The following is a 15,161-nucleotide window of genomic DNA, read 5'->3' on the forward strand; positions in this document are numbered from 1 at the left end:
GTGGAACGGGCCGCATCGACACGAAGGGGCCCCGCCCGGCACTGCCGGACGGGGCCCTCCCGTTCACGGGTTCTCGTGTCAGCCGCCGATGACGACGCGGCGCACGCCCTCCCAGTTGGCCGGGTCCGTGGTGCGGCGGCCGTCGACCAGGACGGTCACGTCCGGCAGGTCGGAGGCGGCCAGCTCGCGGTACTCGGCGTGGTCGGCCTGCAGGATCGCGGCGGTGACCTTCTCGCCCCGGTGCGGGGTGAGGCCGTGCGCGGCCAGCTCCTCGGCCGTGTACATCGGGTCGGAGACGAACGGCACGGCACCGCGCGCCTTGAGGGCCTCGACGACGCCGTAGACGCCGGAGAAGGCGGTCTCCTTGACGCCACCGCGGTAAGCGGCGCCCAGCACCAGCACGTGCACGTCCTTCAGGTCGCCGTAGGCGGCGGCCAGCAGGTCGACGGAGTACTCCGGCATGGCGGCGTTGGCCTCGCGGGCCGAGCGCACGACGGTCGCCTCCGGGTCGTTCCACAGGTACATCCGCGGGTAGATCGGGATGCAGTGGCCGCCGACGGCGATGCCGGGCTGGTGGATGTGGCTGTACGGCTGCGAGTTGCAGGCCTCGATGACCTTCTTGACGTCGATGCCGTTCTTGTCGGCGAAGCGCGCGAACTGGTTCGCCAGGCCGATGTTGACATCGCGGTAGGTGGTCTCGGCGAGCTTGGCGAGCTCGGAGGCCTCGGCGGTGCCCAGGTCCCACACACCGTTGGGCTGCGGCAGGTCGGCGCGCTCGTCGAAGTCGAGGACCTGCTCGTAGAACTCCACACCGTGCTTCGCCGAGGCCTCGTCGATGCCGCCGACGAGCTTCGGGTAGCGGCGCAGGTCGGCGAAGACTCGGCCGGTGAGGACGCGCTCCGGCGAGAAGACCAGGTGGAAGTCCTGGCCGGGGGTCAGACCCGAGCCCTCCTGGAGCATCGGCGCCCAGCGGGTGCGGGTGGTGCCGACCGGCAGGGTGGTCTCGTACGAGACGAGGGTGCCGGGCTTGAGGCCCTTGGCGATCGCCTTCGTGGCGGCGTCCATCCAGCCGAAGTCCGGGATGCCCTCGGCGTCCACGAACAGCGGGACGACGACCACGACGGCGTCGGACTGGGCGACAGCCGCGGTGGTGTCGGTGGTCGCGGACAGCAGCCCGGCGCCGACGGTCTCCTTGAGCAGCCGGTCGAGGTCGTGCTCGCCCGGGAAGGGCTCGGTGCCGGCGTTGACCAGCTCGACGACCTTCTCGTTGACGTCGGCGCCGATGACCTTGTGGCCCTTGGCGGCGAACTGCACGGCGAGCGGCAGGCCGATCTTGCCCAGCGCGACTACACAGATATTCATCGGATTACTTTCCTCTTCACACGGGACAACGTTCGGCGCAGTCGCTTGCCCACGCCGGGCGAGGGCTCCCAGAGCGGAGCCGTCGTGATCACCAGCCGTCCCTTGGCGTTCGCGTTGACCGAGACGCGGTACGGGACATGCGCACGCCAGCGGCGTGCCAGCGGCAGCGGCAGGCCTCGGGTGGTCACCGGAATCTCATACGTCGAGCCTGCCACGTCCAGGTAGGCACGGACGCCGAGCCTGGCGCGGACGGCCGGGATCGGGATCAGGGTGGTCACCACCGTGGCCGTCCCGTCCGGGGTCGACGTCCTGCTCGACTCCCCCGCCGGGGCGGACAGTTCGGTGCCGACCGGCAGCCTCCGGCCGCCGGGCTTGTCGGCGCTCTTCGGCATCGCCTTGGGAGCCGGCCGGATCACGGCCGAATCGGTCTCACCGGCGACCGGGACCCGTACCGCGAGGGACAAAGCGAGCTCGCGGCCCGCCTGCTCCCACGTGGCCGAGACCAGTCCCGTGCCGTCGGCGAGCTGCCGGGCCACGGACTCTCCTACGACCTCGAAGAGCCGGTCGGGCAGCGCCAGGCCCTCGTCCCGGAAGCCGGGGTAGCGCGCGAAGGCGCGGCCGTCCTCCAGCAGGAACGGGGGTGCGCCGTGCTCGGCCTCGTCGCTGATGGCGCGCACCAGCTCGGTGACGGCGCCGCGCTGGGCCAGCGCGATCCGTACCCGTCGCTTGACGTCCATCGAGTCGCGCAGCGCCTCGGTGAAGTACTCGTCGGCGAGGGCCGCGATACCGGCGCAGATCTCGCGCTGCGTCTGCGGGTCCAGCGACGGGAAGTCGTCCTGGACGAGCTTGGCGAGCTCCCACGTGAAGTGGCGCTTGAACAGGGCGTCGCGGTTCGGGCCGGCCTCGACCAGTCCGGCCGCCTGCTTCATGATCGCGGCGGTGCACCGCAGCCGGGACAGATGGTTCGCCCGGTAGGTGATGTTGCTCGCGTCGCCGCGCTTGACCGCGTAGTAGAACGTGTAGTCGGCGAGGACCGAGATCTTGCGGGCCCGTACGCAGGCTTCGATGGTGAACGGCTGGTCGCTGCCGACCGGCATGTCCTCGGGGAAGCGCAGCTTGTACCGCTCCACCAGCTCGCGCCGGAACAGCTTGGTGTTGGCGAGCGTGAACGGCAGCGCCGAGTCGTACAGGCTGACGTCCGGATCGTTCTGCTTGTACAGCGCCTGGTGGACATAGCGCCCGTTGGTGCCGACCATCTTGCCGACGACGACGTCCGAGCCGTGCTTGTCCGCGCAGGCGACGAGGCGCTCCAGCGCCTCGCTGCCGAGGTAGTCGTCCGACCCTATGAAGTAGACGTACCGGCCGGTGGCCAGCTCCAGGGCCCGGTTGCTGGGCGCCGCCGGGCCGCCCGAGTTCTCCTGGTGGACGACCTTGACGGTGCCGGGGTAGCGCTCGGCGAAACGGTCCAGCTCCGCGCCGCTGGCGTCGGTGGAGCCGTCGTCGACCGCCACGACCTCCAGGCGGTCGAGGCCGATGCTCTGCCCGACGAGGGAGTTCAGGCACTCCGTCAGGTACGGCATCGTGTTGTAGACGGCCACGACGACGGTGACGTCGGGAGCGGCGGCCGTGCCGCCGGAGGGTTTCTTCATGCTCTCGTCCCAGGCTTCCGGTCGGACAGCAGGCGCGTGTAGAGCTGGTCGAGGACCTCGGCCTGCGCCTCCCACGTCCAGGTGTCGAGGAGCCCCGGCTTGTCGTAGGCGGCGCGGTAGCGCTCGGGGTCGGCGAGGACCGCCTTGATCGCTCGTACGAGATCGTCGATGTCCTCGGCGGTGCAGACCTCGCCCTGACCGGTGGCCCGGGTGACCTCGGACATGGTCTTCACATCGCTCACGACCAGCGGCAGCCGGGCGTGCGAGTACTCGAAGAACTTCGTGATCAGCGCGATCTCGTGGTTCGGCCAGTGGTGGATCGGGATGCAGCCGACGTTCGCCGCGGACAGGAAGCGGACCACCTGCCAGTGCGGGACGTACGGCACGGCGTGCAGCCGGTCGCCGACTCCGAGCTCCTCGGCGCGGCGGAGCAGCCCCTGGATGTAACCGGCGGCCGGGCTCGGCACCACGAACGCCATGTGGACGCCGTCCAGCTTCGGCAGGGCCTCGACCATGTCGCCGAGCCCGCGCTGCGGACCGGGCGAGCCGCTGTAGACGACCAGGGGGACCTCGGGGCCGATGCCGCACAGGGCGCGCAGGTCGGGGACCGGCTCGGAGTCCTCCAGTGCTTCGTCGACCTCGACCGGCCGGTCGGGGGCGTTGAGGACGACCGTCGGCTGCTCCTTGAGACCGTGCCGCTCGCGCAGCAGGTCGCCGAGCCCGTCGGAGACGGTGACGACGGCATCGGCGTACGGGGCGTACTCGCTCTCGTGCGCGGTGTTGCCCGGAATCCAGTGGGCGTTGTCCTCCCAGGGGCGCACCCCGGGCAGGAACTCATGGGCGTCCCAGACGAGCTTGACCTGACGGCCGGCGGCCCGTGCCCGTATCGCGGCGCGGGCCCCGACACCGAGCATGCGGAAGTCGTTGGCGTGGATCAGATCGGGCTTGAGTGCGTCGATCTCCTTGCCGTACGTCAGCTCGTAGTCCCACAGGACCGGCTCGAGCCGACGCCAGGCGCGCTTGCCCTTGGCGGCCTTCCAGGACGCGGTGAACGCGCGGTCCAGCGGGCCGCGCAGCCGGCGCCCGGCCTTCTGCGCCTCGCCGGTCTGGCGGGCGCGGAAGCCGACCCACTTCTGCATGAACTTGGAGGCGGGTCCCGCCACCGTCAGCCGGGCCTTCTCGACCTTGCGGAACAGCGGCGAGCCGACGGCCTGGGGCGCCACGCGCAGCGCGGCACGGCGGGTGGCGACGTCCGCGCGCCACGCCTTGGCCCACTGCCGGCGGTAGGCGGCGAGGGGGCCGGGCGGGTAGGCGAGCGGGCGGCGCAGCAGCGAACGGTGCCGCTCGGCATGCCGCTTGGCCAGCGGAGTCTTCAGCGGCAGCAACCGGACCTCGGCGTCACCGAGCTTCCAGGTCCGCCCATTGCCGGAACGGACGAGGCCGAGCAGCACGACGTCCCAGCCGGCCGCGGCGGCCGACTCGGCGGCCTTCTGCACCCGCGAGTCGCCCTCGACCTTGTTGTCGACCAGCATGACGACGCGTCCCTTCACGGGACGGGACGCGTCGGCATTCTGCGTATCCATGAACAGCCTTTCTGGACCGGTCACTTGAGGAAGCCGCTCAGGACCTGTGCGGTCCAGGTTCCGTCGTGGTACGTGCGGGCGAACTTCGCCGACTCCCGCCCGATCAGGGCCGAGTTCTCACGGTCCCCGACGAGGGACTCGATGACCTCGCGGAGGTCGGTGGGGGTGGCGCTGACGATCGGCAGCGCGCCCTGGGTGGCGCCCTTCACCTGCTCACTGATGTAGGCGACGACGGGCTTGCCCGCGGCCATGGCCTCGACCGCGAAGGTGCCGTAGCTGCCGGTGGTGAACTGGTCGAGGACGAGGTCGCAGTCCTTGACCAGCTCCTGCATCTCGGCCCACGGGATGCCCTCGGCCAGCCGGAAGTCGATGACGCCCTTGTCGTGGAGCTCGGTGAGGACCGGCATGATCCGGTCGGTGCCCTTGGTCCACCGCTTGGAGGGGGCGTGCAGCACGATGGGCCGCTTGCGCTCCATCACCGGGCGGTCGGTGGCCCAGGCGTCGACATCGACGACGAGGGGGGTCCAGGTGGCCTTCGGGAGATCGTCGAGCAGGTCCGGGGTCGTGACGAACAGCGGAAGTCCGCTCTCGTCGGCGATCTTCTTGTTCCGCTCGGCCTTGACCTGCAGCTTCCCCGCGATGCCCTTGGGGGCGTCGCGGAACAGCGAGAACTCGTGGCGCTCGAGGTGCCGGCCGGGGTGGCGGATGTCGCTGCCGTGCGCCAGCAGCCCGACCTTGATCCCGGCCTGCTTGAGGGCGTCCAGATCGCCCGCGACCGTACCGCCGTTGAGGAGTCCGAAGACGGGCAGGAACGCGTCGACGAGGAGGTGCGTGTAGCGGCCGACGACCCGCTCCACCTGCTGGACCTGCACGTCCAGCTCGCCGAGCCGGGTCGCGTCGACGTACACGTCCGCCGGGTAGTCGAAGGACTCCGGGCGCTTGTTCATGACGACCTCGACGGACACGTCCCGGTCGAGGCGCGTGATCGCCTGGGCGTACGCGGCGGCCTGACCCGCGTAGTTGGCCGGGCCGAGGCCCAGCTTGACGCGGGTGTTGCCGAGCTTCCGCCAGGCCGGCCCGTCCGTCCCGCTGCCCTCGGCGGTACGGACTCCGCTCGGGGACTCCTGGACGGTCCACGACACCTCGGGGCGCGGACCGGGCGGGGTCTTCTTCGACAGCCGGCGGTAGAGCTGGAGCAGCCGGCCGCTCTGCTCCTCCCACGAGAGGTCGGTGAGGACCTCCTCCGTGATGTTCGCGGCAAGCTCGTCGCGGCCCTTCATGGCGCGGGCAGCGGCGTCGGCGAAGGTCTTCGGGTCGTCCCAGGTGAACACCTCGCCGAGGCCGTGCTCCTCCACGTAGGCCTTGATGACCTTCACATCGCTGGTGACCAGCGGAAGGCGGGCCTGGAGGTACTCGGAGACCTTGGTCGGCAGCGAGACCTCGCAGTTGGGGACCCGCCTGAACGGGGTGAGGCCGAGGTCCGCGGAGGACAGATAGTCGGCGACCTCGTGCTGCGGGACGTACGGCGCCAGATGGATCCGGTCGCGCACGCCGAGGGACTCGGCCTGCGCGAGCAGCTTCTCCAGGAGCGGAGTCGTACGGCCGACGACCAGGGCGAGATGGACACCCGGCAGCTCCCGCAGGCCGGCGATGACCGCGTCGACGCCCCGCTCGGGGCCGATCCAGCCGGAGTAGACCATCAGCGGAACCTCGGGGCCGAGGCCACAGGCCTCACGGACCGAGGCCCGGGCCTTGCCGCCGCCGATCACCTCGCGGACCGGTGAATTGCCCACCACCAGCGGCAGCTCGGGCAGCTTGTGGTCGTTCTTGAGCAGCTCGGCCAGCTGGGTGGAGACGGTGACCACGGCGTCGGCGCGGCCGATGAACTCGGCCTCCATCGCAGGCAGGGCCGCCGCCTGGCGGGCGTTGGGCCATTCGACGCCCTTGATGTACTCGTGCGCGTCGTACAGCCAGGCGCAGCGGTGGCCACTCGCCCTGAGCCGCGCGGCGCTGCGTGCGGCGGTGACGATCATGGTGGCGTCATTGGCGTGGATGACGTCCGGCTTCAGCTCCTCGATCACCGGTCCGAAGGCCAGGTCCAGATCGACGACCTGCGGCCAGTCGCGGCGCCAGTCGCCGATGGGCGCCGGGTCCTTCGGACGGCGCCGCTGCTCCCACTGGTACGCACGGACGCGAAGCCGGTGCATCGTGCGGCGGGCCTTCAGCAGCGCCTTGACCGAGACCCGGCGAGGGGTGCCCGCCCAGGCGGTCTCGGCGGACTTCTGGCGATCCCATGCGCGGTAGGCCGCCCGGTAGCGGTTCAGCGCTGCCTGGTCCTGAATGTGGAACTGGGTGGCGGTGGCGCGCAGGGGCTTGCGCGTGTTCACCGCCCGGGAGTACTCCTTGCCCACCGGGACCCGGATCACATCGATGGGGCCCATCCTGGAGTGCTGGACGCGCTTGGTGTCGCTCCTGCCGATCAGGGTGACGTCCCAGCCGTCACGTGCCGCCGCGACAGCGGTCTTCTGTACCCGCGAGTCGCCCGTGATGCCGTTGCCGACGATCACCGCGAGCTTCGGCCGACGGGCAGGGGATTCCATTGCGTACTTCCTCCGGGTGGAACACAAAGTTCGGCGCCCCGGTTCCCTTGGTCAGGAGGGAACCGGGGACTGACGGGCTGCGGTAACCCACCGCCGAGCTGGTGGTTCAGGCAACTCCGCCGCTGACCTTGTCGAAGCGGACAGTAATGCCGCCGAGTGCCGATTCGAGCACGCCGGCGGCCACCTCTACGGTACGCAGGCCCTGCCGCAGCGTGCAGATGTCCTGCGACTTGCCGAGGACCGCGTCGCGGAAGAGCTCGTGCTCGACGAGGAGCGGCTCGCGCTTCGGGATGGCGTACCGGATCATGTCGCCCTCGGCGACACCGCGGAAGGCGCGCAGCGCCTCCCACTCGGTGGTCACGGCAGCGTTCGAGTAGAACGTCAAGTCGGCGGTGAGGGTGTCGGCGATGAAGCAGCCGCGCTCACCGGTGACCGAGGTGAAGCGCTCCTTGAGCGGGCTCAGCCAGTTCACGAGGTGGCTGACCATCGTGCCGTCGGAGAGCTGGCCGACGGCGGAGACCATGTCCTCGTGCGGGCGGCCCGACTTCGAGACGGTGTGCGCCGCGATCGACGTGTACTCGTGGCCGGTGACCCAGGCCGTGAGGTCGATGTCGTGGGTGGCGAGGTCCTTGACCACACCGACATCGGCGATGCGGTGCGGGAAGGGGCCCTGGCGGCGGGTGACGACCTGGTAGACGTCACCGAGCTCGCCGGCCTCCAGGCGGGAGCGCAGGGACCGCAGCGCCGGGTTGCAGCGCTCGATGTGGCCGACACCGGCCACCAGGCCGCGCGACTCGAAGGCCTCGACGAGGCGCCGGGCGCCGTCGACGGTGTCCGCGACGGGCTTCTCGACGAGCGCGCCGATCCCGGCCTCGGCCAGCTTCAGGCCGACTTCCTCGTGCAGCCCGGTCGGGCAGGCGACGACGGCGTAGTCGATGCCGAGTGCGATCAGTTCCTCGACGGTCGACAGCACGGGGGCGCCCTGCGCCCAGCCGTTCTTGTCGCCCATCGGGTCGACGACGGCGACCAGCTCGACGCCGTCGAGACCGGCCAGGACGCGGGCGTGGTGGCGTCCCATGGAACCGAGGCCGATCAGGCCGGCCCGCAGTGCAGCGGCAGTCACAGGTTCTCTCCCAGCGCGTTCACAGCGGTGACGATGCGCTCAAGGTCGTTCTCGGACAGCGAGGGGTGGACGGGGAGCGAGACGACCTCGGCGGCCGCACGCTCGGTCTCGGGCAGGTCCCAGTTGCGGCCCGCCTTCTGGTCCGGCTCCCAGTACGGCTTCAGCCGGTGGATGGGGGTCGGGTAGTAGACGGCGTTGCCGATGCCCGCCTCGGTGAGGCTCGCCATGACGGCGTCGCGGTCACCGCTCACACGGATCGTGTACTGGTGGTAGATGTGGCGCGCGCCCTCGGCGACGACCGGCGTGACCACGTTCGGCGCGGTGATGTTCGCGGTGAGGTACGCGGCGTTCGCGATGCGCTGCTCGGTCCAGCCGCCCAGCTTCGACAGCTGGACGCGGCCGACGGCGGCGGCGACGTCCGTCATGCGCATGTTGGCGCCGACGATCTCGTTCGCGTACCGCTGCTCCATGCCCTGGTTGCGCAGCAGACGGAGGGTGCGGGCGATCTCGGCGTCGGCCGTGGAGATCATGCCGCCCTCGAGGCTGTGCATGTTCTTGGTCGGGTAGAAGCTGAACGTGCCGCCGGAGCCGAAGGCGCCGACCGGGGTGCCGTTGAGAGCGGCCGCGTGCGCCTGGCATGCGTCCTCGACGACGGCGAGCTTGTGCTTGTCGGCGATGGCCATGATCTTGTCCATCGCGGCCGGGTGACCGTACAGGTGCACCGGCATGATCGCGGCGGTGCGCGGGGTGATGGCGGCCTCGACGGCGGCCGGGTCGAGGCAGTACGTGTCCGCCTCGATGTCGGCGAAGACGACGTCGGCACCGACCAGGCGGACGGCGTTGGCCGATGCGGCGAACGAGAACGACGGGACGATCACCTCGTCACCCGGACCGATACCCAAAGCCATCAGAAGGAGGTGCAGCGCGGAGGTACCGGAGTTGACGGCCACGCAGTGGCGGCCCTCCACGAGCTCCGAGAAGCCCTCCTCGAAAGCGGCCACCTCGGGGCCCTGTACGACCCGGCCGCTGCGCAGTACGCGTACGGCGGCTTCGATCTCTTCTTCACCGATGACCGGGCGGGCAGCGGGGATGGGCTGCTCGATGCTGCTCGGCATTGGACGTCCTCCTTGAACACCGCAAGAGCTCTATGTGGCAGAGGTCCGGGGTTTGCGGGGCGTCCTGTGGGCCGCGCGTACCCCTCCGGCGCGATGGCCGACGCCCTACCGAGGAATTGCTGGGACCGGTCTGTCCGTTCAACCGGGCCGGTCACCGACTGTAGTCTCCGGGCGAGGCCCCGACACGGCAGCGACCGCCGTCACATTATCAGGAATTTCCTAGTCAATTTCGTGGCCGTTAACGCTGTCAGGCATCAATTGCGAAACAAAAGCCGTGTCCCGCCCCTCGGTCATGAGGAGCGGGACACGAACGTTCAGCGACCGGCCATCGGTTGTTCAGCTTTCGGTGGACACCGTCGCAGAGGCCGTCACAGAGGGCAGCGCCTGCTGCTCCGCAGCGGCGGTCTTCTTCGTCGCCGCCTTGGTGGCCTTCTTGGCGGTCGTCTTCTTCGCCGCGGTCTTCTTGGCCGCCGTCTTCTTGGTGGCGGCCTTCTTCGCCGTGGCCTTCTTGGCGGTCTTGCGGGCCGCCTTCTTGGCCGGGGCCTCCGCGCCTTCCTCGGCCTCCGGGACCTCCGGGGCCTCGGCGGCCGCCTCGGGCGCGGCCTGCGGCGTCGAGGCGACCACGACGACCGCGGCCTCCTCCGCGCCGGACGGCGAACCGGCCGGGGCGGTGACCTTGCGGGTCACCCGACGGCGGGCGCGCGGCGGAGCGGCGACAGGCGCCTCCGCCTCGGCCGCCGGGACCTCGGCCGCGGGGGCCACGGGCTCGGGGGCCGGTGCCTCGGCCACGATCTCGACGGGGGCCTCGGTCCCCTTCGGCGAACCGGCCGGGGCCGTCGCCTTACGGGTGGCGCGGCGGCGCGTACGGCCCGCGGGGGCCGGCTCCTCCTCGACCGGCCGGACAGGCTCGGCGGCAGGGACCTCGACGACGGGGGCCTCGACGACCTCCTGCACCGGCTCGGGCTGCTTCGGCGCACCCGCCGGGGCGGTCGCCTTGCGGCTCGCCCGGCGGCGGCCACGGCCACGCGTCGCGGCCGCCTCGGCCTCGGCAGCGCTGCTGTACAGCTCCTCGTCGGGGGCGAAGGCGGGCTCGGGCAGCGCGACCGGCGCCGCGGCCTCCGCCGCGACCTCGGCCACGGTCTCGGCCTCGATCTCCTCCTCGACGGGCGGAGCCTCGCCACCCGGCGCCTCGAGAACGACCTCGTGCTCGTGGACGAGCTCGGCGCCGCCGCGGCCGCGCTTCTTCGCCCGCTTGCCACCGCCACCGCCACCGGCGGTGGTCGGCTGCTCCATGTGCACGATCACGCCACGGCCGTTGCAGTGGACGCAGGTCTCCGAGAACGACTCCAGCAGGCCCTGGCCGACCCGCTTACGGGTCATCTGGACCAGGCCCAGCGACGTGACCTCGGCGACCTGGTGCTTCGTACGGTCCCGGCCCAGGCACTCGAGCAGGCGCCGCAGCACCAGGTCCCGGTTGGACTCCAGGACCATGTCGATGAAGTCGATGACGACGATGCCGCCCAGGTCGCGCAGCCGCAGCTGGCGCACGATCTCCTCGGCCGCCTCCAGGTTGTTCCTGGTGACGGTCTCCTCGAGGTTGCCGCCCTGGCCGGTGAACTTGCCGGTGTTGACGTCGACGACGACCATCGCCTCGGTCTTGTCGATCACCAGCGAGCCGCCGGACGGCAGCCAGACCTTGCGGTCCAGCGCCTTCATCAGCTGCTCGTCGATCCGGTACGTGGCGAAGACGTCGACCTCGGAGGTCCAGCGGTTCAGCCGGTCCGTGAGGTCGGGCGCGACATGCCCGACGTAGCCGTGGATGGTGTCCCACGCCTCGTCACCGCTGACGATGACCTTGGAGAAGTCCTCGTTGAAGATGTCGCGGACGACACGGACGGTCATGTCCGGCTCGCCGTACAGAAGGGTCGGAGCGTTGCCGTTCTTCGCCTTCTTCTGGATCTCCTCCCACTGCGCCTGCAGTCGCTCGACGTCGCGGCGCAGCTCGTCCTCGCTGGCGCCCTCCGCGGCCGTACGGACGATGACGCCCGCGTCCTCGGGGACGATCTTCTTGAGGATGGTCTTCAGCCGGGCGCGCTCGGTGTCGGGCAGCTTGCGGCTGATGCCGGTCATCGAGCCCTCGGGCACGTACACCAGGTAGCGGCCGGGGAGGGAGACCTGGCTGGTGAGCCGGGCGCCCTTGTGACCGATCGGGTCCTTGGTGACCTGGACGAGGACGGACTGGCCGGACTTCAGCGCGGACTCGATTCGGCGCGGGCCGTTGGCCAGCCCGAGCGCCTCGAAGTTGACCTCACCCGCGTACAGGACGGCGTTGCGCCCCTTGCCGATGTCGACGAAGGCGGCCTCCATCGACGGCAGGACGTTCTGCACCTTGCCCAGGTAGACGTTGCCGACGTACGAGGTCGACTGCTCCTTGTTGACGTAGTGCTCGACGAGCACGTTGTCCTCGAGGACGCCGATCTGGGTGCGGTCGCCGTTCTGCCGGACGACCATCACACGCTCGACCGCCTCGCGGCGGGCCAGGAACTCCGCCTCGGTGATGATCGGCACACGGCGGCGGCCCTGCTCGCGGCCCTCGCGGCGGCGCTGCTTCTTCGCCTCGAGACGGGTCGAGCCCTTGATGGACTGCACCTCGTCGGACGGCTCGGCCTTGGGGCGGGGCTCACGGACCTTGACGACCGTACGAACGCCCTCTTCCTCGCCGGCCTCTGCCTCTGCCTCGACGTCGGCGGGCTCACCGGTGCGACGGCGACGGCGACGGCGACGACGGCTGCTGCTGGTACCGGGGGCGGACGGCGTGACGGCCTCGGACTCGGCCTCTTCCTCGGCCTCCTCCTCCGCCTCTTCCTCGGCCTGCTCGGCCTCCTCGGCGACCTCGGGACCTTCCGCCTCCACGGCCTCGCCACGGCGACGGCGACGGCCACCGCGGCGGCGGCGGCGCGAAGGCCGGTCCTCGTACTCCTCGGCCTCCTCGCCCTCGGCCTCGGCCTCCGGCTCCTCGGCGGTCTCGGCCTCCGGCTCCTCCGCGACCTCGGCGACCTCGACGGGCTCGCCACGGCGGCGGCGACGGCGGCGCGGTGTGGTCCCGGCGACCGGGGCGGGCTCGACGGCCTCTTCTTCCTCCTCGGCCACCTCGGCGGCCTCGGCGGCGGCCGCGGCAGCGGCGGTCTCCGGCGTCTGGAACATCGGCTCGGTGAACACCGGGGCCTGGAACACGGCCACGGCCGGCCGTGCGGCCCGGCGCCCGCGCGCGGGCTCCTCGGCCTTCTCCGGCTTCTCCGGCTCGGGGGCGGTGGCGAACTTCGGCGCGGTCGCGCGCCGCTGCGTACGCCCGCGCGAAGCAGCCCGCTCGGCCGCCTCGACCTCGGCCTCGTCGGCGGCGATCTGCGTGACGGTGTCCGCGGGCAGGCCCTCGCCTCCGGCCACGGCCTCGTCCTCCTGCACAGGCGCGCCGACCCGCCTGGTGGCACGGCGACGCGTACGGCCGCGCGGAGCCTCCTCGGCTTCCTCGGCTTCCTCGGCCGCTGCCGCCTCGGGGGCGGCGGCTTCCGCCGCCTCCGGCGCACCGGCCGGAGCGGTCGCCCGACGGCTGACGCGCCGACGCGTACGGCCGCGGGGGGCCTCCTCGGCCTCGGCCTCGGTCTTCACGGTCTCCTCGGCCTCTGCGGCCTCGGGAGCGGCGGCTTCGACCGCCTCCGGCGCACCGGCCGGAGCGGTCGCCCGACGGCGGGTGCGGCGGGCGGGCGCCTCTGCGGCACCCTCGGTCTCCGCGGCGTTGTCGCTCACGGCACCTTCCTCAATGTCTTCGACGGCGCCGGCGGCCACGGCCGCCTCCACCGGGGCGGGCGAGCCCTCGGGCGCGGCCGTCCTGCGTGTGGCCCGACGGCGGGTACGCGGCTCGGGCGCCTCGGCGGCGGGCTCGGCAGCGGCAGATGCCGCAGTGGGCTCAGCAACGATCTCGGCAGCCTCGGCGGCGGCAGGCGCACCCGCGGGCGCGGTCGCCTTGCGCGTCGCACGACGCCGCGTACGCGGCGCAGGGGCCTCATCGGCAGCAGGCTCGGCAGCAGCCGGCTCGGCGGCGGGCGCCTCCGCGGCAGTGGACTCGGCGATGGTCCCGGTCTCGGCAGCCGCGGGCGAGCCGACCGGAGCGGTCGCCTTACGGGTCGCGCGCCGACGCGTGCGGGCCGGCGCGGGGGTGGCTTCCTCCGCAGCGGCGGCCTCAGGGGCGTCGCTGGTCGAAGCGGTGGTCCCGCCGAGGGCCTCGGCGGCAGCGGGGGCACCCGCGGGCGCGGTCGCCTTGCGCGTCGCACGACGCCGCGTACGCGGCGCAGGGGCCTCATCGGCAGCGGGCTCGGCGGCAGGCGCCTCCGCGGACGGTGCCGGTATGGCTGCGGTGAGAGACGCAGTCACGTCCGTCACCGTTTCCACCTCGGCGGCCGCCGGCGGACCCGCCGGGCGCGACGCGGCGCGACGACGGCGCGGGGGCAGCGTGTCGCTGGGGGTGGAGTTCTCGTTGTCCTGGGTGTTGTCGTCCCCGGTCACACCGGGGTCGTTCGGCTCGAGCATGCGGGCGGTTCTCCCGTCACGCTCCCGGGCGCCGCGCCTGGTTCCGGTCCGGCGGCACGTTCCGCGTGATGAGCGCGGAAGCCGCTGTCCGGGGCGCGGGCGCCGCACGGGAGCTGTATGTCTGGCTCGCCGGTTCCGTACGCGATGTACGCACGGCCTGGCGAAAGTCTCCTGGTCTGTGCGCTGCCCGACCCAGGTGGCTCCCGAGTACGAGGGCGGCGCTACGACGACTGCCCTTGCGCGGGACCGGCACCTTCCGGCGCCGTCGTTGGGACCCCAGCGGAGCTAGGGGGAGGCGAGTCCGGCGGCCGTGGGTGGGGCGGCCGTGACTGCCTCGCGGTCGGGCGCGAGCGGGTCGGTCACCGTGCCGGACTCCTCGTCGAAGAGCCCCTGCGCCAGCCTGGTCACCGCTGCGGGGACCGGCGGCGCCAGGTCGGCCACAGCTCGGAGACCGGACAGGACGTCGTCGGGTCGCACGGCAGGTGTCACGTGCCGCACAACCAGCCGCAGTATCGCACAGGGCCCCTCTCCGGGCCTATCAGGCTGTGGAGAGTCCACCTCCAGCCCGGCCACGGCACCCCGTGCGTCGAAGGTCCGCATGCCGTTCTTCGTCCGGCGCTGGACCTCCACCGTCTCGGCGGCGAGGAAGGCCTCGACGGCCTTCTCCCCGTCCTCGACCGTGACGCCGTCGAGCCGCAGCTCCCACACGGACGCGGTCAGCCGGTCCGCCAGACCCGACGTACGGGCCTCGACCGCGTCCGTGATGTCGAGCCCGGCCGGCAGCGACTCGTCGAGCAGGACCCGCAGCCTCTCGGGGTCCCTGGTCTCGGTGAGCGCGATCTCCAGGTACTCGGCCTCGGAGCCCGTGCCGGTGGGCGCGGCGTTCGCGTACGACACCTTCGGGTGCGGAGTGAAGCCTGCCGAGTACGCCATCGGCACCTCGGCACGGCGCAGCGCACGCTCGAAGGCGCGCTGGAAGTCGCGGTGGCTGGTGAACCGGAGGCGGCCGCGCTTGGTGTAGCGCAGTCGGATGCGCTGCACCGCAGGTGCGGGCGGCGGGCCTTCGGGCTGTCGCTTGCCCAGTGGTTCTTCTCCTCGGTGCGGGGCGGCGCTGTCGTGCGCCGTCCTTTCTGGTCTTCGGTGAC

8 protein-coding genes are annotated in these 15,161 nt (G+C 71.8%); all 8 read right to left on the reverse strand.

Features of this window, described 5'->3' with window-relative positions; translation table 11 throughout:
* Window positions 1-78: 78 nt before the first annotated feature.
* Complete coding sequence (locus ACWCXB_RS06365; protein WP_450719605.1) at window positions 79-1,362, reverse strand: nucleotide sugar dehydrogenase; 1,284 nt, start codon at window positions 1,360-1,362, stop codon at window positions 79-81.
* Complete coding sequence (locus ACWCXB_RS06370; RefSeq protein WP_450719607.1) at window positions 1,359-3,011, reverse strand: glycosyltransferase family 2 protein; 1,653 nt, start codon at window positions 3,009-3,011, stop codon at window positions 1,359-1,361. The genes ACWCXB_RS06365 and ACWCXB_RS06370 overlap by 4 nt, the downstream gene beginning before the upstream one ends.
* On the reverse strand, window positions 3,008-4,594 hold the full coding sequence (locus ACWCXB_RS06375) for a glycosyltransferase family 4 protein (protein ID WP_450719609.1): 1,587 nt from the start codon (window positions 4,592-4,594) through the stop codon (window positions 3,008-3,010). Before ACWCXB_RS06375 ends, ACWCXB_RS06370 begins: the two co-directional genes overlap by 4 nt.
* Window positions 4,595-4,614: 20 nt before the next feature.
* Entirely contained in the window at window positions 4,615-7,194 is a 2,580-nt protein-coding gene (locus tag ACWCXB_RS06380) for a glycosyltransferase family 4 protein (RefSeq protein WP_450719611.1), read from the reverse strand.
* 106 nt (window positions 7,195-7,300) lie between these two features.
* Window positions 7,301-8,317 (reverse strand): Gfo/Idh/MocA family protein, encoded by a 1,017-nt coding sequence (locus ACWCXB_RS06385; RefSeq protein ID WP_450719613.1) that lies wholly within the window; start codon window positions 8,315-8,317, stop codon window positions 7,301-7,303.
* Window positions 8,314-9,432 (reverse strand): DegT/DnrJ/EryC1/StrS family aminotransferase, encoded by a 1,119-nt coding sequence (locus ACWCXB_RS06390; RefSeq protein ID WP_450719615.1) that lies wholly within the window; start codon window positions 9,430-9,432, stop codon window positions 8,314-8,316. Before ACWCXB_RS06390 ends, ACWCXB_RS06385 begins: the two co-directional genes overlap by 4 nt.
* A 336-nt stretch (window positions 9,433-9,768) precedes the next feature.
* The gene (locus tag ACWCXB_RS06395; protein WP_450719617.1) at window positions 9,769-14,016 is read right to left on the reverse strand and encodes an Rne/Rng family ribonuclease; all 4,248 of its coding nucleotides are present in this window, start codon (window positions 14,014-14,016) and stop codon (window positions 9,769-9,771) included.
* A 285-nt stretch (window positions 14,017-14,301) separates the two neighbouring features.
* Entirely contained in the window at window positions 14,302-15,057 is a 756-nt protein-coding gene (locus ACWCXB_RS06400) for a TIGR03936 family radical SAM-associated protein (RefSeq protein WP_450719619.1), read from the reverse strand.
* Window positions 15,058-15,161 lie beyond the last annotated feature (104 nt).

Source organism: Streptomyces sp. NPDC001514, assembly GCF_053597075.1.